Genomic DNA, 25226 nt, shown 5'->3' with positions numbered 1-25226 from the left:
AAGGACTGAAAATGGCTCAGGATCTCAATGGAAAAGTCGGCGCCGTTACCGGTGCTGCTTCTGGCATCGGCTTCGAATGCGCAAAGCACATGATTGAAGCGGGCATGACGGTGTTTCTCATCGACCGTGACGAGAAGGCGCTGAAGGAAAAATGTACCGAACTCGGCGACAAGGCCAAACCGCTGGTCATCGATCTGCTCAATCCGGCATCCGTCGCCACTATGATGCCGCAGATACTCGAACAGGCAGGCCAGCTCGACGTGTTCCACGCCAATGCGGGTGCCTATATTGGCGGACCTCTCTGGGAAGGCGACCCGGATGCATGGGACCGCATGTTGAACCTCAATATCAACGCGGCCTTCCGCACCATCCATGCTGTGCTGCCGCATATGATGGAACGCAAGACTGGCGACATCATCATGACAAGCTCCGTCGCAGGCGTCGTGCCGGTAATCTGGGAGCCGATCTATACGGCATCCAAACATGCCGTTCAGGCTTTTGTGCACACAGTTCGCCGTCAGGTCGCTCCACACGGTATTCGCGTCGGTGGCGTTCTGCCGGGGCCGGTCGTAACCGCACTCATCAGCGACTGGCCGAAGGCCAAGCTGGACGAAGCGCTGGCTAACGGCAGTCTGATGGAACCGAAGGAAGTTGCGGAATCGGTGATGTTCATGCTGACCCGCCCGCGCAACATCACCATTCGCGATCTGGTCATTCTTCCACAGAGCCTCGATCTGTAAATGGGAGCGACCATGACCAGCTATTATCTGGGCGTCGATGTCGGCACCGGCAGCGCCCGCGCCGGTCTTTTCGATGCCAGCGGCACCATGCTTTCTTCGGCCAAGCGCGATATCACAATCTGGCGTGAGGCGGGCAGCATTGTCGAGCAGTCGAGCGCCAATATATGGCAGGCCGTGTGCGAAAGTGTGCGCGAAGCGGTCGCGATTGCTGGTGTCGATCCGGCTGATATTGCCGGTATCGGCTATGACGCGACATGTTCGCTTGTGGTGCTGGGCGAGGGCGGCAAGCCGCTTGCCATCGGTCCGTCCAACGATCCAGCACGCGACATCATCGTGTGGATGGATCACCGTGCAGTCGGTCAGGCTGAGCGTATCAATGTGACCAAGGCCAAGGTGCTCGATTATGTTGGCGGCACCATTTCCCCCGAGATGGAAACGCCGAAGCTGCTTTGGCTCAAGGAAAACAAGCCTGAAACTTTCGCTGCGGCCTGGCAGTTTTTCGATCTGACCGATTTTCTCACATGGAAATCCTGCGGCAGTCTTGCTCGTTCCGCCTGCACGGTCACCTGCAAATGGACCTATCTCAGCCATGAAAAGCGCTGGGACGAGACTTATTTCCGTGAAGTGGGCCTTGGCGAACTGGCGGATGAAAATTTCGCCCGTATCGGTACCGACGTTCGCGCGGGTGGCGAGAAGCTTGGCGGCTTGAGCGAACAGGCTGCGGCAGAACTCGGTCTCATGCCCGGCACAGCAATTGCCGCCGGTCTGATCGACGCCCATGCGGGTGGCATCGGCACGGTTGGAGCGCGCGGTTCGGAAGGTCGGATTTTGTCGCGCATGGCCTATGTGTTCGGCACGTCGGCCTGTACCATGACGACCACCGAACAGCCGGTTTTCGTGGATGGTGTCTGGGGCCCGTACTATTCGGCGATGGTTCCGGGCTTGTGGCTCAACGAAGGCGGCCAGTCGGCAGCCGGTGCCGCTATCGATCATCTGATCCACATGCATCCTTTCGCGGCAGAAGCTGAAAAGCAGGCGGCTGACGAAGGCAAGGGGCTTGCCGACAGTCTCGCTGCCGAAGTCGAGGCGAGGGGTGGCATTGAAAAGGCGGCTGCGATCATCGGCAACATTCACGTTGTGCCGGAATTCCTCGGTAATCGTGCACCGTTCGCTGATCCCGATGCGCGCGCGATCATTGCCGGACTTGATCTCGATGCCGGGATCGATAGTCTGACGGCACTTTATCTGGCTGGGCTGTGCGGGCTTGGCTATGGCGCACGGCAAATCGTCGAGGCGCAAAAGGCAAAGGGTATCGTGACGGATACTATCGTCGTTTCTGGTGGAGCTGCTCGTTCGCATCTGGTGCGACAGGTGCTCGCTGACACGACGGGCCTTGTCATCGCCGCTTCCACTTCGCCGGAACCTGTTCTGCTCGGCTCAGCCATGTTGGGTGCGGTGGCCGCAGGTGGTTATCCTGATCTGGCTTCTGCGATGCATGCAATGTCGGAACTCGGAGAGGTGAACAGGCCGGATGCCGAGCGCGCCAAATGGCATGAGGGACGTTTTGAGGCTTTTACACTTTTGCAGGCAACTGCACGCCAGATACGCTCCATGAATAGCTTGAACTAACTTGAAAAATGAATAGGCGGCGACGGAATATCCTGTCGCCGCCTGTTATGCAGTCATCTCATACGACCTGTTATCGTTGCGTCAGAATGAGACCTTGAAGCCCACCGTGCCGTTTTCGCCGAAACTATCACTCGGATGCGCAAGGCTGGTCTTCAGCAACCCTTCTCCATAAAGCGAATATTTTCCGCCAAACCAGCTATACGTATTGCCAAGGCCGACGCCGCCCCAGAATCTCTCGTTCCTGATGCCGAGGCCGGTCCCGGCAAGATCGGTACGGGCACCGTCCAGAAACTCATAATAGAGATTGACGATGCCATACACATTGGCGCTGGAGACCAACCCGTTCGCAGCCTGCCAGCTTTCGTGATAATCGGCTGAAAGACCAAGGCGACCGTTGAGGCTATCGCCATCCTTGAGCGATACGCGGACCCCGAATGTGTCGTTGAAGCTGTTGAAATCAACCGACGAATAGATAAGCTGTGCTTGTGGTGTCAGCGTCCAGTTTGGCGCAGCGGCAAACCGTTTTCCTGTTTCCAAGCCCACCGTAAAGCCCAAGCCCTTGTTGCCATCGGACATGCCTCTTTCCGCCGTCACAGACGAAAGATTGCTGTCGAACCAGTTAGCTTGAACCTGACCGTCGACATAAGTGCCACTGTTGCCATACCAGGTCAGTGTCGCACCAAGGCCATAGCCTTCAGTATCGATCGTACCGTCACTCCCTTGCGCAACCCAATAACGGTCACCTACGCGTTGCTGCAGTGAGGACAATCCGTTCAACGCCTGAAGCACCTGCGGATAAGCTTCATAGAGCGGCGCTCCCGCCTGATATAGCGGCTTTGTGGAGGTCGGTGGTGTTATCGGATCGGCTGCTTTGGGCTTCAATGTTGAACGCAGATACCAATCGCCGTCCGTCGTGTCGGCTTTCCCGTTCTTGTGAAGCTGATAAGCATATGCTCCGGCTACGATAGCCTGCTCGCCTTGAATTTCATAATCCCCATTGAGGGAAAACGTGCCGTCGGAACTGCCAGCGACGTCAATGATCTTGATGCCTTCGACGGTTGGCGCACCTTCACCCTTGAGGTTGTTGACCTGTAATGTTGAACTTCCTGACGTATCGCCAGTGATCACAAGCCTGTCCGTGGGAGAGCCATCGCCGCCAAGAACGGTATTGAGGACAATAACGCCGTTGCCAGTGTAGTTGCCGGCAACTGTCAGTGTGGTTCCTGCCTTTGTGCCGAATTTGATAGTTCCAGCGTTTGAAAGACCTGCAATAGTCTGACCATTGCCATTGAGATCGAGCGTGGCATTGCCTTGCATGGTGACTGTGCCACTGCCCAATGCCTTGGCATTCCCGGTATTCAGGCGTGCATCGATGATATCTGTGCCGCCGCTATAAGTGCTTTCGCCAGTAAGAGCGGAGGTGCCTTGCTGGAAGATCAGCTTTCCGGTTCCTGAAATCTGTCCGGCAAAGTCGCTCCCGCCTTCGTTCAAGGTTAGATTGCGTGCGCCGAGCAAGATACTGCCATTGCCGGCCAGGACAGCTACGCTTGTGCCACCGGGAATTCCGAGAAGATCATAGAGGCCATCGGCTGTCGCAGAAATATCGAGAATGCCGTCGACATGAACATTACTCGAATTCCGTAGGCTGGCGGTGCCTATCAGGGTCAACGTGCCTTGTTGAATCCAGGTACTTCCGAATACACAGCCGGTGATGAAGGGTGTGCCGTATTATCGGTGTATCCTTCAATGCTCAGGAGTCCCGCTCCAGTTTTGATCAGATTTCCCGAGCCAATAATTTCATACCATCGGTTACATTCATAACGTTGGCGGCATTCACCGGATCAAACGTCAACGTATAGCCATTTGTATCAAGGAACCTCTTCACGCCTGATCCAACAGGTGGGCGGGTAGAAGCTGAACCCGCCACCCGCCTCGTTGGTCGCTTGAATGGATATATTGCCGCCTAAGTTTGTCTCTCGGAAAAAATTGATCATCCGGTTGGCGTCCGATACGACGGTACCATCAACGCCATTGATTGTAATCGTGGCAGCGCTTGTAGCCTGATTGAAAGTCCTCAGAGCGCTGGTTTCGGTTATCCATATCGAACCGATAGTTGAACCTACACCAGGCAGAATTCCGGTTGCGGTGCCGGATATGATTGCCCGATCCGTGCCGCCCGGTGTCTTGCCTACAGCCCAGGAGGTTGGTTTTCCCAGTTGTCGAGAGGGACGTTTTTGCCGATAAAATGATAGTCGTCGGCCCTGACGGAACTGGTCACTGCGATTGTTGCTGCACCTACTAAAGCAATAACCGAATAGGAAGCGGTAGAGTGCAAATGCGGCGGGGCAAGTTATGAGCTATTGCCCGCGCGCACCTGTGCGCAATTCTGGCAGATGAAGTGGCGTAATTTGCTCGGGTTGAATATTTCATAATGCTCCTGTCCCTCGGCTAAATTGCAAGCCAAATAGTCTCTTAGAAAATATGGCTCACTTATCATCTTGAGCGAATATTTTATCAACAGGACGAAAGTTGTATTAATATTATTTGCTTTAGAATTTCGTATTCTAAAGTTGAATTAGTATTTTTTAATAACTCATATTAGATATATGTAAATATTATCAATTGCCTGGCTGTCGGATGGTCGGATAATATTCTTGAAGTGTATAAGCGTCACAAGGAGAATTTGCTGAGAAACCTCTTGGAGATGTTTGACGAGGATACTCCTTTGACAGCCATCTCGGTCGCATCGGAAAGGCCGATGTCATAATTCAAGCCGTGGCTGCATTTATCTGTCGCCAATTTTCCAGGCCACTGAACCAGCAAGCATTCCGGCTCCGGCAGCAGATAGGAGCAGCCGCTCTCCGGGGTGGAAAGCGCGCGATTCCGCTGCCAGCGACAACGAAAGCGGGATTGTCGCCGCAGATGAATTACCGAACGCGCCGATGGTCCTCGCCGCGATAGAAGCAGGCAGATGCAGTTGGTCGCAGACCGTATCGATCATGCGCGCATTGGCCTGATGGGGAAAGAACCTGTCCACATCGGCGGCAGCAAGCTTTGCCTGTTCAAGCACATCCGCTGCACAACGCGTCATCATGCGAACGGCCTGCGTAAAGACGGCTTTGCCGTCTCGCATGGTCATTCTTGAATCACCAGCCGGAATGGAGATCAGGCTATAATGTCCGCCATCAGATGTGAGCGCCGATCCACGCAGCCCGGCATGTGGGTCGTTTGACGGTGCGAGCAGAACGGCTCCAGCAGCGTCCGCGAAGAGAATTGCCGTGTTGCGCTCCTCCATATTGATGCGGCGGCTCAATATATTGGCAGCGACCACCAGAACCGATTTGCGGAAGTTTTTTACGAAACCATCGGCCAGCACGAGGGCATATAGAAACCCGGAACAAGCCCCTGCAAGATCGATCCCGCCGCAGTTTTCCAGACCCAGCTTGTGAGCGAGAAGGGGCGCGGAAGGCGGCAGGAGATGATCGGGCGTCGATGTAGCCAGAATGACGAGCGCCACCGAATTGTGTGGAACACCGGCGTCGTGGAGTGCCATTTGCCCGGCCTTCATCGCCATGTCCGTCAGGGTTTCGTCCGGTGCGGCCCAACGTCGTTCGTGAATGCCGGTGCGTCTTTCGATCCAGCCAGCTTCAAGTCCGAGACGCTGTTCCAGTTCGGCGTTGTCAACACGGCGCTCCGGCACATAATGGCCGAAGCCCGCTATACGGCTCGAAATGCTCATCGCGTCCCGCCCCTTATCATGTCCGCCGCCGCATCAATCGCGTCATAGGCGAGGTCCAGATCGGCAGGGGTCACGCAATAGGGCGGCATCAGATAGATCACATCGCCGAGCGGACGCAGAAGCACACCGCTTTCACGGAAGAAGGCTTTCAACTTCGGTCCCGCATCGGAAAGGTAGCCGGTCTGCTCGACGGCAAGGTCGAGGGCTGCGATGGTGCCCTGCTGGCGCAGATTGGTGAAACGACGGTCGCCCTGAAAGCGCGTAAGCCGTTCGGAATGCCATTGACCGAGCGTCTTGATACGATCCGCAACGGGTTCCGTTTGCCAGACTTCGATATTGGCGCATGCGGCGGCGCAGGCAATCGGGTTAGCTGTGTAGGAACTGGAATGAAAGAACGTTCGGCTGCGATCCTTCGAGAAATGCGCGTCGAAGATTTCAGCCGTGCTGAGCGTTGCAGCCAGCGGAAGAGCGCCGCCTGTAATGCCTTTGGAAAGACACAGAATATCCGGGGTGACGGGTGCCTGTTCGCAGGCGAACATCGTGCCGGTGCGTCCCCATCCGGTCATCACTTCATCGGCGATCAGAAGTGTTCCGTATTGTTGCGTGACCCGACGGAATTCGGCCAGCATATGCGCGGAATAGATTTTCATTCCGCCTGCACCCAGAACAAGCGGCTCTATCAGCAGGGCTGCAACCTCGCCATTGCGGCAGAACTGCTCCAGCGCATCAAGTGTTTCCTGCTCTCGGCCTGCCGACGGAAACGGGATGGTGTCGACCTGAAACAGCAAAGGTTCATACGCCGCGTTGAAAACACCACGCGCGCCAGCGGACATGGTGCCAATCGTATCGCCGTGATAGCTATGTTCCATCACGACGATGCGTGAGCGCGGTTCGTTTCTGTTGTGATGGAAACCGAGCGCCATCTTGATCGCAACTTCGACCGCTGTGGAACCACTGTCGGAATAGAACACATGGGCGAGGCCCTGTGGAGCGACCTCGACCAGTTTCTGCGCCAACCTTTCTGCTGGCTCGTGAGTGAACTCGGCAAAGATGATCTGGTCGAAGTTTTCCAGCGCATTCTGGATCGCCGTCATGATTGTCGGATGGCGGTGCCCATGGGTAATCACCCACCAGGACGATATGGCATCCAGCACCGACCTTCCGGTTTCATCCTGCAGATAGGCACCGTCAGTTTTGACGATCCTGTGGAAAGCCGGTTCGATGGCGTGTTGGGTGAAGGGATGCCAGACAGGAGACGAATGCCCGCTCATTCGGAAGCCTCGTTAAAAACGTTTATGTCGAAATGCTCGCGAAAGGCGCGGCGGAGCGTGTCCGGATCGAGTTTCGCAAGTTTGGGCAGTCGCCCCAGTCTGCGAACGCCACTCAGTTCCGGGATGATCTGCTCAGTATCCGGTTGAGGATCGCCGATGAAGGCAATGCCGAACACAGGGATATTACGCCGGTTCAATGCCTCAAACGAAAGCAGTGTATGGTTGATTGTGCCAAGGCCGGTTCTTGCACAGAGGATGACCGGCTTCTGCCAGCGCGCAAAAACATCGATGAATGTCATGCGGCGCGTCAGCGGTACATACAGTCCGCCTGCGCCTTCGATCACCAGAGGCGCATCGACTGACGGCACTTCCAGCGCATTGGTATCGATCTCGACGCCGTCAATCTGTGCTGCAAGATGGGGCGAAGCAGGCGTATTCAAGCGCCAGCTTTCCGGGATGATATTCTGACGTGAAAGTCCGGCAAGCTGGACAACCGTTTCGCTGTCGGTTGCCTCTTCCAGCCCCGACTGAACCGGCTTCCAGTAATAGGCACTGAGCGCACCCGCAAGGGCAGCAGAAAAGACGGTCTTGCCAATACCCGTATCGGTGCCGGTAACAATGAAAGTGCGGTTCATGTCATTTCCTTTGCTATGATCGCAGCAAGGCGCTCGAACATGCGCGTTATCGTGGGTTCATCGACATTGAGCGTGATGGTGATGCGCAGCCGCGCCGTACCGACAGGCACAGTCGGCGGGCGTATGGCGCGTATGTCGAAGCCTTCGGTCTGCATGCGAGCTGCGATGCGCAAGGCACGGTCGGCATCCCCGATGATGAGCGGCAGTATCTGTGTTCCGCTGCCGGGTCTGCCGAAGCGATTGGCGAATTGCACGTTGGCGAAGTCTATAAGCCGGTGCAATTCGTGCTGACGATGCTGTTCGGCGATCATGGCTTTCAGCGCAAGCCGCGTTGCGGATACTTGCAAGGGTGAAGGCGCGGTCGAATAGATGAAGGGTCGGGCGCGATTGACGAGAAAATCGCGAAGGATTGGATCTGTTCCAACCAGCCCGCCAGCGCTGCCCATCGCCTTGCCACAGGTGTGAAGCGTAATCACATTCTGTCGGTCTTCCAGTCCGGCGGCAAAGCCGCGACCGCCCGGCCCATGCACGCCTGTTGCATGGGCCTCGTCAATGTAAAGAAAAGCGTCGTGGCGGTCTGCTATCTCGATGAGGTCGGAAAGCGGCGCGCAGTCGCCATCCATCGAATAGAGGCTTTCCACCACAATCCAAGGGGAGCCAATTCCTCCCTTCTCGCGCCATGTGCGAATGGCTCTCTCGAATGCATCCGCATCGTTATGCGGGACGGAGACGATGTCTGCTTTTCCGGCCCGCATGCCTTCATGCGCGCTGGCATGGATCAATTCGTCATAGACAATCAGATCCCCGCGTTGCGGCAAGGTCGAGAGAACCGCGAGGTTTGCCGCATAACCATTGCTGAAATAAAGCATCGACGGCGCGCGAAAACAGGCTGTGGCCTCGGATTCCAGAAGTTTGTGTTCCGGGTGATTGCCGCGCAACAGCCGCGAGCCGCCAGCCCCGGTGGCGAGACCATTTTCCAGCGCGACGATCAATCCTGTGCGGATCGATGGCAAAGCGGCAAGGCCCAGATAGTCGTTCGAACTGAAGTCCGCGCCTTTGTTGCCCGAAAGCGTGCGCAGATGCCGCCGTCGCTCAAGGTTTTTCAGCTTGGCGGCGTAACGGGCCAACGGATCGGCGTTCATGCATAGCTATCCAGTGCATCGGCGGTCAGGCCGAGCCGCCGCATAAGGCTGGTGTCGCGGTCTTCGCCCGGATTGGCGGCGGTCAGCAGCGTGTCGCCGATAAAGATCGAATTTGCGCCCGCGAAAAAGCACAGAGCCTGCATTTCATCGCTCATGGAATTGCGCCCAGCTGTCAGCCGTACATGCGACTGCGGCATCATCAGACGGGCAAGCGCGATGATGCGGACAAAGGCGATAGGGTCGACGGGCGATGCTTTCTCCAACCGCGATCCGGGCATCGGGATCAGCAGATTGATTGGCACGCTTTCCGGTGGGACGGGCAGATTTGCCAGCGTTACCAGCATGTCGATGCGGTCGTCTTCGGTTTCTCCAAGACCGAGAATACCGCCGCTGCAAACCTTGATCCCGGCTTCACGGACATGGGCGAGCGTTTCCAGCCGATCATCGAAACTGCGCGTCGTGATGACCTGCGGATAAAACCGCTCCGAAGTATCGATATTGTGGTTGTAATAATCGAGACCAGCCTCCGCAAAGGTCTGCGCCTGATCCGGGTTCAGCATGCCGAGTGTCATGCAGGTCTCCAGACCGAGCGCCTTCACCTGCTTGACCATTTCGACGATGGCCGGTTCGTCGCGCGGCTTCGGGCTGCGCCAGGCGGCGCCCATGCAATAGCGGGTTGCGCCGCTATCCTTTGCCTTCTGCGCTTCTTCGAGAACCATATCCAGGCTCATCAATTTGGAAGCTTTCAGGCCCGAGGCATGATGTGCCGACTGGCTGCAATAGCCACAATCTTCGGGGCAGCCGCCCGTCTTGATGTTGAGCAGCTTGCTGAGCTGTACCCGGTTCGGGTCAAAGTTGGCGCGGTGAAGGCTCTGTGCCTCGAAAAGCAGATCGTTGAACGGGAGATCGTAGAGCAGGCGCGCGCTTGCGAACGTCCATGCGCGTTCATTCGATTTGGACGCCGTTTTCTCAATGCCTTGTGGGTTCGATTGTGCCATATCGAGCATGTTTTCTCCAGTTTATCTATAAAAACAGAAAGAATCTATGAAATATAGATTATCTGCAAGTCATCTAGTGACTCAAGCTAAATTATTATAGATAATTATAGGGTTCCCTCATGATGTACCGCGTTGTGACTGCACCGGAACGAAAAACGCCGCGATCATCGGATCGCGGCGCTATGAAATCGGCAGAAAGGAGGAGTCTGAAAAGGTTGTTACCGCGTTGGCGGCTATCCGTCTGAGGGTTCGAGCTGCCTTTCAAGATGATCTTGCCGGAGGTGATGCCGCCCCAATGGAAGCATGATGGGGCGACCGGAGGTCGGGTCGGTCATGATGCGGCTTTCCAGATGAAAGACATCGCGGATATTTTGTTCCGTCAGCACTTCGTCAGGCGTCCCGGTTACGTGCAGCCGTCCATCAGCCATTGCGACCAGAAAATCCGAATAGCGGGCAGCAAGATTGAGATCATGCAGAACCATGACGATTGTGGTTCCACGCTCCCGGTTGAGGTCGGTGAGGAGGTCCAGAACTTCGACCTGATGGCTGATATCCAGAAAGGTCGTCGGCTCGTCCAGCAGGAGAATATCGGTCTGCTGCGCCAGCGCCATTGCAATCCAGACACGCTGGCGCTGGCCACCGGAAAGTTCGTCTACCGGCCTGTCGGCCAGTTCGCTTGTCCTGGTTGCTTCGAGTGCCGCAGCGATTGCTTCGTCATCGGCCCGCGTCCAATGCGAGAAAACGCCGTGATAAGGGTTTCGACCTCGACTGACCAGATCGGCAACCAATATGCCCTCCGGCGCGATCGGCGATTGCGGCAGCAGGCCGAGCGTTTGTGCCAGTTGCCGGGAGGGGAGCGTGTGGATCGACTTGCCGTCAAGCAGCACCTGCCCGTGGCGTGGGGCCAGAAGCCGGGACATCGTTCGCAAAAGCGTGGACTTCCCGCAGGCGTTCGCCCCGACAATTGCGGTCACCTTGCCGGAGGGGGCCTCCAGATCGAGACCGTCCAGCACAAGCCTGTCACCATAGCCGGTGGTCAGCTCACGCACGATGAGGGTGTGATCGGTCATAGGGATGCCCCGCTGCGGTTGGCGCGTATGATGAGGTAGATGAGATAGGGAGCGCCCAGTGCTCCGGTGACAACGCCGACCGGATAGCGGCCCGGCAGCAGGAACTGTCCGCAATAATCGCCGGCGAGGACGAGTATAGCTCCGATCAGCGCAGACGGGACGAGCAGGGAACCGTTATTGCCGATGATGCGTGCGGCAATCGGGCCGGACAGAAAGGCAACGAAAGAAATGGGGCCTGAAACGGCAGTGGCGAAAGCTATCATACCGACGGCGGCAATGATGATGATGATCCGGGTTCGCCCGACATTGGTTCCCAATGCTGCGGCGCTGTCGTCGCCCAGCCGCAATGCTTCGAGATCGCGCGAGCGGCTTAAAAGCAACCCGCCGAAAACGATCAGGGCAACCAGAAGCGGAAGCATCTGATCCAACCTTGCGCCGTTGACGCTGCCGGTGAGCCAACGCATGGCCTCCTGCAGGCTCCAGGCGGGCGCGTTTGAAAGAATATAGGCAATGACGCTTTCGAGCATAGCCGACACGCCGATGCCAACGAGGATAAGACGGGTTCCGGCGACCCCGTTCCTGAAGGAAAGACCATAGACGGTCAGCGCGACGGCGAGCCCAGCCACAACGGCAAAGATTGAAACGATGGGGCCGCTGAGCGACAGCACAATGATTGCAAAAACAGCCGCAGCACTTGCGCCGGAACTGATGCCGATAATATCAGGGCTTGCGAGCGAATTGCGCAGCATAAGCTGGAATGCGATGCCGCCGAGACCGAAGCTCAGCCCCGCAAGTATGGACAGGACGGCGCGCGGCAGGCGCAACTTGCCGACTGTGAAGCTTGCGCCTTGAACATCTGCGCCCATAAGCACCCGCACAACATCTTTCGGCGGGGTGAATGATTGGCCCAGCATTAAAGTGAGCAGGAAGAGGGCGACGAGAATGAGCAGAAGCAGACCGATGACAAGATTGCGCTTGCGGATGCGGCTACGGCGATTTCGGGCGATAAGATCGGCGGTGGAATGTAGCATGGTCACAACTCGCGAACCCGTTGGCGCCTGACGATCCAGATGAAGAACGGCGCGCCGATCAGGGCGGTGACGATCCCGACATCGAGTTCGGCAGGGCGGGCAATGAGTCGCCCGACAATATCGGCAGCAAGCAGGAGACAGGCTCCGCTGAGGGCCGAGAATGGTAGCAGCCAGCGGTGATCCACGCCTGTCAGCAGGCGACAGAGATGCGGCACAACCAGACCCACGAATCCGATGGGACCACAGATGGCGGTGGTTGCGCCGCAGAGCAGAATTGCGCCGAGCGCCGCAACAGCGCGTGCGACGGCAACTTTTTCTCCCAATCCGGCGGCAAGTTCGTCGCCAAGCGCGAGCGAGTTCAGTTTGCGCGCCGATAGAAGGCTGACAATGAAACCGACAGCGAGAAACGGCAGCACATAAGAAAGCCGGTCGAAAGTTGCACCTCCAACGCCGCCGATCTGCCATGCGCGAATGCCGCCGGCGATGTCGTTGCGGGGCAGCACGATGGCGATAACCAACGAGGAAAATGCCACCGACGTGGCTGCACCTGCCAGCGCTAGCTTCAGCGGCGTCGCGCCGCCACGGCCAAGCGACCCAACCATATAGACAAAGACGGCGGCACAACCGGCACCGAATATGGCTGCCCAGATATAGGCTGGTGCAGAAACGATATTGAACCAGGCAACGCCGATGACGACGGCGAGCGATGCGCCCATATTGACGCCCAGAATGCCGGGATCTGCCAGCGGATTTCGGGTTATGCCCTGCATGATTGCGCCCGCCAGCCCGAGTGCCGCTCCGGCGAGAAGTGCGAGCAAGGTGCGCGGAATGCGCATGGCGACAGCGGCTTGTCCGACGGTGTCCATATGGCCACGCAAGGCCGCGACAATGTCAGGCCACGGCACGTCGCGCGTGCCGAGCGACACGGATAGAACGCAAAGGATCACGAGAAGAAGGACGACAGTGCCGAGCCAGCCGGTCCTTGCTTTGTTGGACCGATATATAGTGATCGGCTGGCTTGAGCGCCGGATGCGGGCGAAGGTCATTTTGCTTTATCTGCCGCACCGGCGAGAAGGGCGACATAGTCCTTCAGCACCCAGGAAATGGAAAGCGGTGTGGGATTGGCCGCAGTTCCGACCGGATTTCTGCCCAGCATGACCATTGCGTTGTTTTTGACCACTGGCATGCTGGCGAGAAGCGGATTGCCCTTCATGGCATCCAGCAATTCCTGACTGCCATAGGTCACGACGATGTCCACGTCATCGAACATGTCGACGCGCTCGGCGCTGATGGAGCCCGAGAACTGCCCCGGCCTGGAGGCGTCGACCACGCTTTTGGGTGAGTTCAGGCCAAGGTCCTTGAAGAATCTCACCCGCGTATCGTTGGTGGTGTAAAAATTGACCGTGCTCAGGTCCGTCGTGTCGAGATGCGTGACGAACATGGCCGACTTGCCCTTGAGATGCGGATACTGGCTGACCGTCTCGGCAATCTCGCCTTCGATCTTTGCGATCAGTGCTTCGCCTTCTTCCGCCATGCCCATGCCTGCGCTGTTGAGGCGGATCATGTCGCGCCAGTCAGTGGACCAGGGCGCTTCGGGATAGGCAACGACAGGGGCGATCTGGCTGAGTGTCTCATAGTCGGACTGGCTCAGGCCGGAATAGGATGCGAGGATGACGTCGGGCTGCGTTTCTGCCACGGCCTCAAAATCGATTCCGTCGCCTTCGTCGAAAAGTACAGGCGTATCAGCGCCGAGTTCCTTCAACTTTGCGGCCACCCATGGCAAGAGGCCATCATTGTCGTCATCACCGAAATTGGCTCGTGCAAACCCAACGGGAACCACGCCGAGTGCAAGGGGAACCTCGTGGTTCGCCCAGGCGACGGTGACGATCCGATCCGGCTTTTTTTCTATCGTTGTTGTTCCAAAAGCATGTTTGATAACAATCGGATAGGCTGTTTTCTCACCAGCTTGAACCGCTTGCGGCGCGATGATCGCCAAGCAGGACAGAGCAACGAAAACGAGAGAGCGAATGGACCAAGTCATCCGGCGCATTCTCCTTGTGTATAAAGTGGCCTTTCACTCTCAAGTTAAACCCATTGCGTCAAGGCCGAAGCTCTCACCTTGATGAAGCTGTTGCGAATTAACCGTGATTTCCTACAAAAAAGCAGTTTTCTACAATACTGGACAAAGCTTCTCAAGTTAGAGGCGATCCGGGGACAATTTCAGTTTCTTTATGGCTTCGATGATCGGGCTCATCCGGTCGTTGAGCGCAACGCTGGTCGATGTCTCCACGATTTGAAAACCGTCGCCGAAAGCGATTGCCGCAAACTGCATATCGGACCTGACCATGGACATTGAAAAGACCGCTGAGATGAAGAAAACCACCCGGGTTCGCTACCGCACGGCTATTCTTCTGGGATGCACGGCGCTTGTCGTATCGATGCCGGGTCTGGCTTTGGCACAGCAGGCGCAGACAACGGAAGCGCCGACAGTGCTCAAGACCATTACGGTTGATGGGTCTGGCGGACGTGACGACGATTCCAAGTCGATTGTCGCGACGAGAACCACCGGCGGCGGCAAGATGGCAACGGACATCATGGATACGGCAGCCTCCGTATCGGTCATCACTGCCAAGGAAATACAGGAGCGCAACGCCCAGACCGTCGAGCAGGTGCTGCAATATACGGCAGGCGTTTCCACCAATTTCTACGGGTCGGATGACCGGTTCGACTTTTTCCAGATACGCGGTTTCGATGCCAATACCTATCGCGACGGGCTGTCCCTTGGGCGTCCCTTTGGCGGCATAAGGGAAGAACCATATGCGTTTGAACGGATTGAAGTTCTGAAAGGCGCTAGCTCCACGGCTTTCGGTGTTTCCGATCCGGGCGGCATGGTCAATTATGTGACCAAGCGCCCGAAGCGCGAGCGCTTTGGCGAGGCCTATGTCACAGGTGGCTCCTTCAACCACAAGGAAGTCGGCTTCGATTTCGGTGACAATCTGACCGGCGACGAAACGCTGTCCTATCGCCTCACCGGCAAGTTCAAGGATTCCGACGCCGAATATGATTATTCGCGCGACGATGAAAAGTTCATCATGGGCGGGCTGACGTGGCGTCCGAGCGATGCGACCAATCTGACGGTGATCTTCGATCATCTTCACCGCAATGGCGTGCCCGGAAGCGGGGGGCATCCGGTTGGCACTAATTTCAACCGAAGCCGCTTTTTCGGCGAACCTGATTTCAACTATCGCGGCACTGACAGAAATACTGTCAGCGCCATGTTCGATCATGATTTCGGCAATGGTTTGAGCGTGAGCGCCAACGGGCGTTACAGCAAGCAGGACACCGATTTCGGCTATGCCTATATTTCGGCCACACCGACCGATGGCTCCACGATTGCCAAGCGCGACTTCTTCGGGAATGAAGCTTCAGCCGAGAACTTCGTGGGCGATGCGAACCTGAAATATGAGACTAGCTTTGACCGGTTTGAAAGCCGGACGATGGCCGGCGTCGAATACAATAATTATTCGGCCACCAACAAGACGCTCTGGGGCCCGGCACCGAGCATCGACTGGACCAATCCGATCTTTACCGGTGCTCCGGTCAACCTGCCGCTGATCGGCAATACATCGACCAGGCAAAAGACCAAGGCGATCTACTTTCAGCAGGATCTGACATTCGCGGAAAAGCTGATCGCCAGCGTGGGCCTGCGCAACGATTGGCTCGACCTGTCGCAGACAAACAATCTCAGCAACAAGACGACGGCTGGCGATCTGAGCGAGTTCACCAGCCGCTTCGGCCTCACCTATCGGGTAACCGATGAATGGGCGGTCTATACGAGCTATGCTGAATCGGTCGCTCCTCCGGCCATTGGCGTCGATCCTGAGAGGGGCGAACAGATCGAAGTCGGCGTGAAATACCAGCCGACCGCATTTCCGGCCCTGTTCACTGCGTCCGTTTACGACCTGACCAAGAACAATATTTCGGTTAACGATCCAATCACGCTTCAGCCATCCACGATTGGCGAGGTTCGCGTTCGCGGTATCGATCTGGAAGCCAAGGCCGAGCTGACGAACAATCTCAACCTGATCGCGGCCTATTCCTATATGGACCCGGAGATCGTCGAGAACGGTACCGGCGGCAATGAGGGCAACCGTCCGCAGTTTGTTTCCAAGCATCTTGCCTCGCTTTGGGCGAACTACAAGATCGAGGGTAGCGGTCGTCGCGGTGACATGACAATCGGTGTCGGCGGTCGCTATATCGGCGCGTATTACTTCACGCCAGCCAATACGTCGGGCACCAGCGGCAACATCGTGTTTGATGCCGCATTCACCTACGAGTTCCTGGACAACTCGGCGCTTCAGGTCAATGTCAGCAATCTGTTCGATAAGAAATACGTCGCCTATGGCGGTTTCGGAGCGGATTTCTACAATCCCGGTCGCGAGATCACGGCAACGCTTCGCCGCACCTGGTAGGATGAGCAGCTCCGCCGGAAACAGGCGGCGGAGCCTGCAATCCGGGAGTGTTTACCGGTTCGATTGGAAGCGCCGCCATGCGGCTGGCGTTTCCCCCACCACCTGACGGAAAGCCTTGGTCAGATGAGCCTGATCGGTGAACCCGAGCTGTGCTGCGATGCCGGCGACGGTCATGTTGCTATCCGCCAGCAATTGTTGCGCCAGATCGATACGCTTCGCCATTTGCCATTGCAGCGGGGTCTTTCCGGTTGTCTGCTTGAAGACATTGGCGAACCAGCTTTCCGACAGGCCCACTGCCGCCGCCATTTCGGCGACGCTTAACCGGCGATCACTGCAACTGTCGAACCGCGCGTTGAGCTTGTTCATCTGCGCCATGGTGAGGCGGCCATAGCCCTGCTTGTTGTCCTCACCCGGTATATCGAGAAGTCCGGTCAGAATGCTGCCGATGAGGTTTTCCGCATAAAGCCCGTGTTTTGTCGGGTTGGCTGTTTCATCGACAAGCAGGCGGGCAAGTGTTTCTATGGCGCCAAGGTCCTGAATTTCCACTGGACTGCGCATGGCGGCCATGGCCATGGAGGTGCCGAGTGTCGGACTTAGATATTTGAGCAGCCGATCCTTGTGGAAATGCAGGTTCAGGTGCGAAAACCGGTGAAGCGAAACCGTATTCGTCCACATCGGTACGCCAGCGGGTATGTAGATCGCACGCGTCATCGGGCGGTGATGCTGGGTAAGGACGCTGCTGTCGTTCGATATGCGAATGTTTGACGAAACATCCTGAAAAAAGATCATGATGCGGGGATCGTGCGACAGGAAATAGCCATTGGCCCCCGTCTGGCTTTCAGCCTCCCAATAGACGCTGACCAGCCCGTCCAGCACGCGCCATTGAACCGGCGCAACCACCCGGATGCCTTCGGCTTGCCAGATCATCGAATGCCAGAAGCCCAAAACGTTCCGATCCGTATGCGACAGCGTTTCATTGGAAATCCGGCTTCATGGCCGGACATGTTTCGTAAGAAATGCGTCGGGATATCGTCGCATTAACATGACTAAAATTATCATCTTTGAGCGTTAAGACAAGATAATTCTGCCAAAAATGCGAGGGGGAGGCGTTGCTCCCTATTTCACTCGAGGTCTTCCTGCTCGAAGTGTTGGGCAACGTGAATATCGGTTGTTTCCAGACGTCCGGGGCCGAGGTTGACGAATTTGTGCGGCATGTTTGCCGGACCGAAGACAACCTGGCCTTCTGTTACTTCAATCTGTTCGTCGCCAACAATGAACAGCGCATTTCCCTGACGAACGATGAAAATCTCATCATAAGGGTGCCGGTGCAGTTTGGGACCATGCCCGACAACATCGGTCGAGAAGAATATGATCGACGCATCGGTGCCAAATCTCTTACCTTCGACGCGTCCGGACCAGGCGTCGTCGCGCCTCGCCCATTCTTCTCTTTTCAAGACAACGGCTTGCTTCGTCAAAACAGTTCTCCCGGCTTTTCAAGGCGCTGGAATTTCGACCCTGCTGTTGCACATTTCCCGATCGGGAACGGAAGATCAAGTTCTAACGAGGCCGGAGCGCTTCAACAACCCCATGAGAACCAAGGGTAAAAGCGTGGTGATGAGAATGGCGATGAATGCCATGGCCATGCCAAGGCCGACCGAGCCTTGCTCAAACTGACGCCAGATGAAGATCGAGATGGTTTGCATTCCCACCGGAGCCACCAATATCGATGCGACGAGTTCACGCGTGGCCACTGCAAAGACGAGTAGCATCGCAGTTATCAGGCTGGGTGCTATCAGCGGCAGCATGATGCGCCGGAAAGCGGTGAAGCTGCTTGCGCCGCAAACACGTGCCGCGGCTTCCAGATTGTCGCCGATCTGGTGGAAGGCAGCCGATGCATAGCGGATCGGCTGCGGCAGAAGAATGCAGCAATAGGCAAGCAGCAGGATCAGCGGCGTGTTGTAAGGCGAGACAGGCAGCATGGGTTGGTTCCATGCCAGAATGAGGCCGACTGCGACGACCACACCGGGCAAGGCATTTGGCAGGACGGTCAGTATGTCGAGCCAGAAGCGCCCGCGAAAGCGCATTTTCACTACGGCATAGGCGGCAACCGCACCAAGCAACCCTGTCAACAGGGCACTTGCAACACCGAGCGACAGGCTGTTGACCAGTGCGCGCATGCCGCCAGCGCTGTTTTCGGCAATGGCGGCAAAATTGTCGAAGCCGAGGTTTGATGGCGTCAGCCCACCAGACACGGTTTTGGAAAGAGCGGTCGCGAGAATGGCCAGTAGGGGAACACCGGTCGCAGCAAAGGCGATGATAGCGAACAGAAACACCACGGGAATTGTGAGGGCTCCGAGCGGGCGCTTGTCCTTTGCCTGCGGCTTGCCGCCGGTCGTCACATAGGAGCGGCGCGTCAGTATCCAGCGCTGGACCAGAAAGGCGGCCAGCGACAGGCAGACGAGCGCCAGCGAAAAGACGGCAGCCCCCGCAAGGTCGATAGGCCAGTCGGAAATGCGGAGATCAATTTCCGTCACCAGAACGTCAAAGCCGGAACGACGTCCAAGGGCTGCGGGCGTACCATATTCTTCGATGGCTGCCGCGAAAACCAGCAGAAGACTTGCAGCGAGGCCGGGCGTTGCCAGCGGCAGGGTGATACGAAAAAAGGAGCGCCAGGGGGAAGCCCCGAACACCCGTCCGACATCGGAATAGCGAGCGCCAACTGCTTCAATCGTGCGCGATACCGCAAAATAGACGAGCGGAAACGTGTTCAGCGCCATGACGAAGCTCATGCCTGCGACCGAGAACAGGAATGGAGCCAGATTGAAACCTGTGAGCTGTTCAAGATAGCCGCGCGGCTGCAGGGTCATGATCCAGCCAAGCGTGGCGATATAAGGCGGGATCATGAACGGCACGAGCATCAGCACGTCCCACAGCACGGCGAATGGCACCTTATAGAGTGCCCGGAACACTGCAAGCGGTACGGCGATAAGGGAGGAAAGCACGACCACCGAAAGCCCGAGCAGAACGGTATTGCGGCTCATGCGCAAAAGCTTCGGGTCTTCAAACAGGGCCGAGAGATGCAGGAAAGGCTCGGCCAGCGAGCCTCTCCCCAGTTGCGGAAAGATTGCCTGAAGGACGATGAAGACGAACGGCACCGCGACGATGAATGCGAGCCCGGCTACCGCAACAAATCCGAGCGGATTGCCAGCCGCCGCACTGCCTGTCTTCATATCTGTCTGTCCCTCAAAGTATTAGTTGCTGGCTGCGAAAGCGGCGCCGAATTCCTTCAGCGTCTCGTCGCGCTTGCCATAAACTTCCTTGGCGTCGATCGGCAGGATTTTCAGATCGCCGATCAGCGGGCGATTGGCCGGGATATCGGTGCGCGATGGCATCAGATAAGTATCGGCGACCATTTTCTGACCTTCGTCGGACAGCATGTAGTCGATGAACTGCTTGGCTTCGTCCTGGTTCTTCGACCATTTGAGGATCATGGCCGGGCGCGGCGCGATCACAGTGCCGGATGCCGGGAAAATAACGTCGATGGATTCCCCCTTGGCCTTGCCCGCGAGCGAGATGTAATCCACGGCGCCGAACACAGCGGCCTTGGCGCCCTGAAGGACGGGGTTCAACGCTTCTGCATTGGCACCGGCGACAGTTGCGCCATTCTCGTGCAGGTTCCGGAACAGGTCCCAACCCTGCTGCGCCTGCAGAGCAGCGACGAGCTCGAAGGTCGCGCCCGACTGTGCCGGGTCCGGCAGATTGACGAGATCCTTGTATTCAGGCTTGGCAAGATCGGCCCATTCGGCGGGCTTCGGTGTCTTGCTGGCAGGGTTCCACGCGATACCGAGGGCAGAGACGCCCTGCGCGACCGCCGTTTCATTCTTGAGGAAATCCGGCACTTTTTCGGCGTTCGGGCTGGTATAGGCGACCAGCCAGTCACGCTTGGCGAAGTCGGTTGCCGTATCCCATGATGCCGAGATCAGAACGTCGACAACCGGATTGGCGGCTTCCGCTTCAATGCGGGCCATGACCTTGCCGGTCGTCGCCTGAAAGACGTTGACCTTCGCACCGGTCTTGGCGGTGAAGCCTGTGGCAAGCTTTTCGATCAGGCTGCCCGGACCTGCCGAATAAACCGTGATATCTGCATAGGCCGCAGTGCTGGCCAGCAAAGCGGTGACAAGCGCAAGCCCCGCGCCGAGAATGGATTTCTTCATGTTTGCCTCCTGAGATATTGCCTGATGGAAGGGTCTTATTTTGAGAACCAGCGCAACTGGCTGGCATCGACGGAAATGCCGACAGGAACGCCGGGTGAAAGGCGGATGCTGTCGAGATAGGTCAGTTCGTGGCCGTCCTGCTGGGAGCCGATGCGCACTGTGGTCAGATGGCCGTCGCCGCGAAACTGCGAGCGCAGGACCGTTGCTGGAATGGCTGCATCACTTGCGGGCACGCTGCGAACCGAGCGCGACGGCAACAAGACATGCGTTGCCTGTCCCGCATGAGAGCCATGGGCGATGTGGATTTCGGTGCGCGCAATCCTGTAGGCATTGTCGCGCTGCTCCACAGGCACGACACAGCCGAGCCGCAGAAAATCTGCAACTTCCGGTGTCGTCGGTTCTGCGACAAGCGCCTCGGGGGCGGCGAGCTGTTCGATCACACCGGCGCGCATGACGGCCACCTGATCGGCAAGCGAGAAAGCTTCGCTCTGGTCATGGGTGACATAGATTGCGGTCAGGCCGAGATTGGCGACAAGCTGGCCGATCTCCGTGACCATGTTTTCGCGCAGTTCGCGGTCGAGATTGGACAGCGGCTCGTCGAATAGTACCAGTCCTGGCTCGGCAACGATGGCGCGGGCAATCGCGACGCGTTGTTGCTGGCCGCCCGACATATCGCTGATGGCGCGCTCACCGAAGCCCGAAAGGCCGACGCGATCGAGTGCCGAGGCAACGCGTTTTTCGCGTTCCGCACGGCCGAGGCCGCGCATTTCGAGCGGAAAGGAAACATTGCCAAAAACAGTCATATGCGGCCAGAGCGCATAATCCTGAAACACCATGCCGAGATGGCGCTTCTCAGGCGGAATGAACGATCCTGTCTTGGCATCGGCGACGGTGACGCCGTTGATTGTGATTGAGCCCTTCGTCGGTGCGAGAAGGCCAGCCACGAGACGGAGCAGCGTTGTCTTGCCGCAACCGGATGGCCCGAGCAAAGCGAGCGTCTGTCCCTTCGGCAGTGAAAGATCAATGTTCTTCAATATGGTGGCCGGACCATAGGCCAGATTCAGCCCTTCGGCCTGAACGGCGATATCCGCTTTAATATTCGAGGAATGCAACATTTTCCCACAATCCAAATAGATTGGGAGCTTCTATTCCGATTGCATGACAGTGGGATGACGCTGCGGAAGCCTGCGTTGTTTGCTGTTCGGAACCAATCGCCATCACATCGGTTTGTCTCTTCATGCAACAATGGAAGGGAAGACGATGAGATTTGGAAAGCTTGCTCTTGGTCTGACAGGGCCGGCGGTGGGATATGCGCTGACGCGGGCAAGCTCACCGCAGATTCCAAAGGGTATCGTACCGGTAAAACCCTTCGATCTCACGCACTATCTGGGCCGTTGGTATGAGGTCGGGCGCCTTGAAAATCGTTTCGAGCGCGGCCTGACCCGGACGACAGCGGAATATTCATTGAACCCCGATCAAACCGTCAAAGTGGTCAATCGCGGCTTCGACCCGTGGAAGGGACGCTGGACGCAAGCCACCGGAACCGCCCGTTTTGTGCGATCTGCCGATGAGGGCGCGTTGAAAGTTTCCTTCTTCGGGCCCTTCTACGGTGGCTATAATATCGTGGATATCGATGAAGACGATTACCAGTGGTCGATCATTGTCGGGTCTACGCCGAGCTATTTCTGGGTACTTTCACGCGAGCCCGAGGCAAGCGGAGAGTTGAAGGCGCGAGCGGTCGCACAGGCTCTCCTGTTGGGGATCAATCCCGATACTATTTTGTGGGTGCCGCAATAAGCGCGAAAACCCTGCATCAAAAGGCCCGCCGGAGCGGGCCTTTCGGTTCTGATCTATGCCCCGTAAGGCACCCAGATATTCTTCACCTGAATCGCACGGCGCAGATAGTCCCGGCCCTGTCCCTCGGTCTTGTTGTGCCAGTTCGGCAGGCGGCCATTATTGACCCACGTGGCCTTAAGATTGCCTGCTGACGCCTTTTCGACCATGGCGCTGCCCTCGCGTGACCCAAAATACCAGAGCGCTGCAACGTCATCATGTTCGGCAAGCGTCTTCGTCAGAAGATCGCGTTCACCGGTGACGATATTGACCACGCCGCCCGGCACATCGGATGTGTCGAGCACCTGATAGAAATCACCGGCGATCAGCGGATGACGGCTCGATGGTACAACGACCGCTCGGTTACCCATGGCGATTGCTGGCAAGACCAGAGAGACAAGCGAAAGAAGCGGCGCTTCATCAGGGCAGACGATGCCCATCACGCTCCAGGGTTCGTTCATCGCCAGTGTCACATGACGCGATTTGGTGGAATGAACCGCTCCGTCGAATTTGTCGGCCTGCGCGGCGTAATAGAATATGCGGCGCAGTGCAGTTTCAAATTCCTCTTCCGCTTTCTTTTCGTTGATGCCGGTGCTTTCGATCAGCCGTGCCACGAAATCCGTGCGGCGCGCATCAAGGTTTTCGCCAAGATAATAGAGTACCTGAGCCCGGTTATGCGCCGTGGCTGCGCCCCAGCTTCCGGCTTTGGTCGCCGCTTCCACCGCATTGCGGATGTCCTTGCGGTTGCCGATACCAGCCTGGCCAATGACCGCACCGCCCTTGCCAGTGACCGAATAGCTGTAACCGCCATCCGGGCGTGCCTGCTTGCCGCCAATATAGTTCTTCATCGTGCGGTCGATACCGTCGATGGTGATCTTGTCATCGCCGGAGGGCGAAGCCGATGGCACGAAGGCGTCCGCAACTTTGGCCGAGGGGAGCGCTTTCTCCCAATCGGAGACGAGATATTCGTACATGCCTTCGCGTGCGCCTTCGCGACCGAAGCCGCTTTCGCGGTAGCCGCCGAAACCTGCGCCCGCATCCAGCATATTGGTGCAGTTGATCCAGACGACACCGGCTTTCACGCGCGCTGCAAGATCGAGCGCAACATTGATATTTTCCGACCAGATCGACGCGGCCAGCCCGTAGCGCGTATTATTGGCGAGCGCGACGGCCTCGTCCGGAGTGCGGAAGGTTGTTGCTGCCGCAATCGGCCCGAAGATTTCCACCTGACAGACGGTTGAGGCCTGATCCACATCGGTGAAGAAGCCGGGGGCGATATAATTGCCCTTTGCTGGCAGCGGGTTCGGCGTCTGCCAGAGCTCGCCGCCTTCCTCGATGCCTTTTTGGATGAGATCGGAAATGCGCTTTACCTGACCGGCTGAAACGATGGCGCCGACATCGCTGGATTTGTCGAGCGGATCGCCGACGCGCAAGCTTTCGAGGCGCTTTCTGAGCTTGGCATAGAAGCGGTCGGCAATGCCTTCCTGCACGAGCAGGCGTGAACCTGCGCAACAGACTTCGCCCTGATTGAACCAGATGGCATCGACTACGCCTTCAACGGCGGCATCGAGATCGGCATCTTCAAAGACGATGAAGGGCGATTTTCCGCCCAGTTCCAGCGACAGCTTCTTGCCCGATCCGGCAATCTGCTCGCGAATGACGCGGCCAACCTGCGTCGAGCCGGTGAAGGCTACCTTGTCTACGCCGTCATGGCCGCAGATTTCCGCGCCGGTGGTGCCATCACCCTGCACGATGTTGATGACACCGGCGGGCAGGCCGACTTCATGGCAGATTTCGGCAAAGGCAATGGCCGAAAGCGGCGTCAGATCCGCAGGCTTCAGAACAACTGTATTACCGGCGGCCAAAGCTGGCGCGATCTTCCAGGCAAGCATGAGAAGCGGGAAATTCCACGGAATGACCTGACCGCAGACGCCGACCGGTGAAAAGCCCTTGAACTCGTCTTCCGCCATCTCGGCCCAGCCAGCATGGTGATAGAAGTGACGGGCAGCGAGCGGAATGTCGATGTCGCGAGTTTCGCGGATCGGCTTGCCGTTATCCATGGTTTCCAACACGGCCAGAAAACGCTCGCGCTTCTGGATGTGGCGCGCGATGGCATAGAGATATTTGGCGCGATCGTAACCTGAAAGTTTGGACCATTTGCCGAAAGCGGCGCGGGCGGCTTTCACCGCCTGATCGACATCATCCACATTGCCGCAGATGATTTCGGCGAGCTTGTCGCCATTGGCCGGATTGGCAACCGCAATTGCCTTGCGGCCTTCCGGTTTGAAAAAGGAGCCATTGATATAGTGGCCGAAAGAACGCCCATGCTGTTCCAGCCACAGGTTCACATCGCCGTTTGCTTCGGGGGAAGGTCCATATTCCATGGTCTTCAGGATGTCCTTGATGGGTCGCATATTTATATTCCTTACGAGCATTTCCAGCAAAAGTGCGA

At 57.2% G+C, this 25226-nt stretch carries 21 protein-coding genes; 4 read left to right on the top strand and 17 right to left on the bottom strand.

Features of this window, described 5'->3' with window-relative positions:
* The first annotated feature begins 11 nt into the window (after window positions 1-11).
* Together F9K91_RS01520 and F9K91_RS01515 are read left to right on the top strand one after the other, a co-directional pair.
* Entirely contained in the window at window positions 12-740 is a 729-nt protein-coding gene (locus F9K91_RS01520) for an SDR family oxidoreductase (protein ID WP_151677012.1), read from the top strand.
* Window positions 741-752: 12 nt separating this feature from the next.
* A complete protein-coding gene (locus F9K91_RS01515) occupies window positions 753-2369 on the top strand; it encodes an FGGY-family carbohydrate kinase (RefSeq protein ID WP_151677011.1) in 1617 nt (538 codons plus the stop codon).
* Window positions 2370-2450: 81 nt separating this feature from the next.
* Here the strand turns inward: F9K91_RS01515 and F9K91_RS01510 are convergent, their stop codons facing one another.
* The 11 genes from F9K91_RS01510 to F9K91_RS25850 all read right to left on the bottom strand — a co-directional run bounded on the left by F9K91_RS01510 (window position 2451) and on the right by F9K91_RS25850 (window position 14608).
* On the bottom strand, window positions 2451-4037 hold the full coding sequence (locus F9K91_RS01510) for an autotransporter family protein (protein WP_151677010.1): 1587 nt from the start codon (window positions 4035-4037) through the stop codon (window positions 2451-2453).
* Between the two features lie 1117 nt (window positions 4038-5154).
* The gene (locus F9K91_RS01505; protein WP_151677009.1) at window positions 5155-6108 is read right to left on the bottom strand and encodes a beta-ketoacyl-ACP synthase III; all 954 of its coding nucleotides are present in this window, start codon (window positions 6106-6108) and stop codon (window positions 5155-5157) included.
* Window positions 6105-7379 carry an adenosylmethionine--8-amino-7-oxononanoate transaminase gene (locus F9K91_RS01500; RefSeq protein WP_151677008.1) on the bottom strand — a complete coding sequence of 425 codons (1275 nt, stop codon included), beginning with the start codon at window positions 7377-7379 and terminating at the stop codon, window positions 6105-6107. The genes F9K91_RS01505 and F9K91_RS01500 overlap by 4 nt, the downstream gene beginning before the upstream one ends.
* Window positions 7376-8014, bottom strand: a complete 639-nt coding sequence (bioD, locus tag F9K91_RS01495) for a dethiobiotin synthase (RefSeq protein ID WP_151677007.1) — start codon at window positions 8012-8014, stop codon at window positions 7376-7378. The genes F9K91_RS01500 and bioD overlap by 4 nt, the downstream gene beginning before the upstream one ends.
* Window positions 8011-9156 carry an 8-amino-7-oxononanoate synthase gene (locus tag F9K91_RS01490; RefSeq protein ID WP_151556346.1) on the bottom strand — a complete coding sequence of 382 codons (1146 nt, stop codon included), beginning with the start codon at window positions 9154-9156 and terminating at the stop codon, window positions 8011-8013. Before F9K91_RS01490 ends, bioD begins: the two co-directional genes overlap by 4 nt.
* The gene (bioB, locus tag F9K91_RS01485; protein WP_151556347.1) at window positions 9153-10163 is read right to left on the bottom strand and encodes a biotin synthase BioB; all 1011 of its coding nucleotides are present in this window, start codon (window positions 10161-10163) and stop codon (window positions 9153-9155) included. The genes F9K91_RS01490 and bioB overlap by 4 nt, the downstream gene beginning before the upstream one ends.
* Window positions 10164-10387: 224 nt before the next feature.
* Entirely contained in the window at window positions 10388-11224 is an 837-nt protein-coding gene (locus tag F9K91_RS01480; protein WP_151677006.1) for an ABC transporter ATP-binding protein, read from the bottom strand.
* A complete protein-coding gene (locus F9K91_RS01475; protein ID WP_151677005.1) occupies window positions 11221-12255 on the bottom strand; it encodes a FecCD family ABC transporter permease in 1035 nt (344 codons plus the stop codon). The genes F9K91_RS01480 and F9K91_RS01475 overlap by 4 nt, the downstream gene beginning before the upstream one ends.
* Before the next feature lie 2 nt (window positions 12256-12257).
* A complete protein-coding gene (locus F9K91_RS01470; RefSeq protein ID WP_151556350.1) occupies window positions 12258-13301 on the bottom strand; it encodes a FecCD family ABC transporter permease in 1044 nt (347 codons plus the stop codon).
* Window positions 13298-14296, bottom strand: a complete 999-nt coding sequence (locus F9K91_RS01465) for an iron-siderophore ABC transporter substrate-binding protein (protein WP_151556351.1) — start codon at window positions 14294-14296, stop codon at window positions 13298-13300. The genes F9K91_RS01470 and F9K91_RS01465 overlap by 4 nt, the downstream gene beginning before the upstream one ends.
* A 156-nt stretch (window positions 14297-14452) precedes the next feature.
* Entirely contained in the window at window positions 14453-14608 is a 156-nt protein-coding gene (locus F9K91_RS25850; protein WP_167522143.1) for a hypothetical protein, read from the bottom strand.
* Between F9K91_RS25850 and F9K91_RS01460 the strand changes: the two genes are divergently transcribed.
* Entirely contained in the window at window positions 14601-16727 is a 2127-nt protein-coding gene (locus F9K91_RS01460; protein ID WP_151677004.1) for a TonB-dependent siderophore receptor, read from the top strand. The genes F9K91_RS25850 and F9K91_RS01460 overlap by 8 nt on opposite strands.
* A gap of 51 nt (window positions 16728-16778) precedes the next feature.
* Here the strand turns inward: F9K91_RS01460 and F9K91_RS01455 are convergent, their stop codons facing one another.
* From F9K91_RS01455 to F9K91_RS01435, 5 genes are all read right to left on the bottom strand, one after another.
* Window positions 16779-17672 (bottom strand): helix-turn-helix domain-containing protein, encoded by an 894-nt coding sequence (locus F9K91_RS01455; RefSeq protein ID WP_151556353.1) that lies wholly within the window; start codon window positions 17670-17672, stop codon window positions 16779-16781.
* 176 nt (window positions 17673-17848) lie between these two features.
* Window positions 17849-18202, bottom strand: coding sequence for a cupin domain-containing protein (locus F9K91_RS01450; RefSeq protein WP_151677003.1), 354 nt, complete (start codon window positions 18200-18202; stop codon window positions 17849-17851).
* Between the two features lie 75 nt (window positions 18203-18277).
* The gene (locus F9K91_RS01445; protein ID WP_151677002.1) at window positions 18278-19957 is read right to left on the bottom strand and encodes an ABC transporter permease; all 1680 of its coding nucleotides are present in this window, start codon (window positions 19955-19957) and stop codon (window positions 18278-18280) included.
* A 21-nt stretch (window positions 19958-19978) separates the two neighbouring features.
* Entirely contained in the window at window positions 19979-20941 is a 963-nt protein-coding gene (locus F9K91_RS01440; protein ID WP_151677001.1) for an ABC transporter substrate-binding protein, read from the bottom strand.
* Between the two features lie 35 nt (window positions 20942-20976).
* Window positions 20977-22056, bottom strand: coding sequence for an ABC transporter ATP-binding protein (locus F9K91_RS01435; protein WP_151677000.1), 1080 nt, complete (start codon window positions 22054-22056; stop codon window positions 20977-20979).
* Between the two features lie 145 nt (window positions 22057-22201).
* On the opposite strand from F9K91_RS01435, the gene F9K91_RS01430 reads away from it, so the two are divergent.
* The gene (locus F9K91_RS01430; protein ID WP_151676999.1) at window positions 22202-22738 is read left to right on the top strand and encodes a lipocalin family protein; all 537 of its coding nucleotides are present in this window, start codon (window positions 22202-22204) and stop codon (window positions 22736-22738) included.
* Window positions 22739-22791: 53 nt separating this feature from the next.
* On the opposite strand, the gene F9K91_RS01425 is transcribed toward F9K91_RS01430, so the two are convergent.
* A complete protein-coding gene (locus F9K91_RS01425; protein WP_167522141.1) occupies window positions 22792-25188 on the bottom strand; it encodes an aldehyde dehydrogenase family protein in 2397 nt (798 codons plus the stop codon).
* Window positions 25189-25226: the final 38 nt, after the last annotated feature.

Origin of the sequence: Brucella tritici, from assembly GCF_008932295.1 — a bacterium.
Classification (GTDB): Bacteria; Pseudomonadota; Alphaproteobacteria; order Rhizobiales; family Rhizobiaceae; genus Brucella; species Brucella tritici.
This window is presented reverse-complemented; position numbering and strand designations above follow the sequence as displayed.

What these genes read in the sequence shown, in the direction of transcription:
- F9K91_RS01440 (WP_151677001.1), bottom strand. Translation starts at nt 20,941, where the DNA reads ATGAAGAAATCCATTCTCGGCGCGGGGCTTGCGCTTGTCACCGCTTTG.
- F9K91_RS01505 (WP_151677009.1), bottom strand. Translation starts at nt 6,108, where the DNA reads ATGAGCATTTCGAGCCGTATAGCGGGCTTCGGCCATTATGTGCCGGAG.
- F9K91_RS01460 (WP_151677004.1), top strand. Translation starts at nt 14,601, where the DNA reads ATGGACATTGAAAAGACCGCTGAGATGAAGAAAACCACCCGGGTTCGC.
- F9K91_RS01430 (WP_151676999.1), top strand. Translation starts at nt 22,202, where the DNA reads ATGAGATTTGGAAAGCTTGCTCTTGGTCTGACAGGGCCGGCGGTGGGA.
- bioB (WP_151556347.1), bottom strand. Translation starts at nt 10,163, where the DNA reads ATGCTCGATATGGCACAATCGAACCCACAAGGCATTGAGAAAACGGCG.
- F9K91_RS01490 (WP_151556346.1), bottom strand. Translation starts at nt 9,156, where the DNA reads ATGAACGCCGATCCGTTGGCCCGTTACGCCGCCAAGCTGAAAAACCTT.
- F9K91_RS01465 (WP_151556351.1), bottom strand. Translation starts at nt 14,296, where the DNA reads ATGACTTGGTCCATTCGCTCTCTCGTTTTCGTTGCTCTGTCCTGCTTG.
- F9K91_RS01425 (WP_167522141.1), bottom strand. Translation starts at nt 25,188, where the DNA reads ATGCGACCCATCAAGGACATCCTGAAGACCATGGAATATGGACCTTCC.
- F9K91_RS01480 (WP_151677006.1), bottom strand. Translation starts at nt 11,224, where the DNA reads ATGACCGATCACACCCTCATCGTGCGTGAGCTGACCACCGGCTATGGT.
- F9K91_RS01500 (WP_151677008.1), bottom strand. Translation starts at nt 7,379, where the DNA reads ATGAGCGGGCATTCGTCTCCTGTCTGGCATCCCTTCACCCAACACGCC.
- F9K91_RS01475 (WP_151677005.1), bottom strand. Translation starts at nt 12,255, where the DNA reads ATGCTACATTCCACCGCCGATCTTATCGCCCGAAATCGCCGTAGCCGC.
- F9K91_RS25850 (WP_167522143.1), bottom strand. Translation starts at nt 14,608, where the DNA reads ATGTCCATGGTCAGGTCCGATATGCAGTTTGCGGCAATCGCTTTCGGC.
- F9K91_RS01470 (WP_151556350.1), bottom strand. Translation starts at nt 13,301, where the DNA reads ATGACCTTCGCCCGCATCCGGCGCTCAAGCCAGCCGATCACTATATAT.
- F9K91_RS01435 (WP_151677000.1), bottom strand. Translation starts at nt 22,056, where the DNA reads ATGTTGCATTCCTCGAATATTAAAGCGGATATCGCCGTTCAGGCCGAA.
- F9K91_RS01515 (WP_151677011.1), top strand. Translation starts at nt 753, where the DNA reads ATGACCAGCTATTATCTGGGCGTCGATGTCGGCACCGGCAGCGCCCGC.
- F9K91_RS01445 (WP_151677002.1), bottom strand. Translation starts at nt 19,957, where the DNA reads ATGAAGACAGGCAGTGCGGCGGCTGGCAATCCGCTCGGATTTGTTGCG.
- bioD (WP_151677007.1), bottom strand. Translation starts at nt 8,014, where the DNA reads ATGAACCGCACTTTCATTGTTACCGGCACCGATACGGGTATTGGCAAG.
- F9K91_RS01520 (WP_151677012.1), top strand. Translation starts at nt 12, where the DNA reads ATGGCTCAGGATCTCAATGGAAAAGTCGGCGCCGTTACCGGTGCTGCT.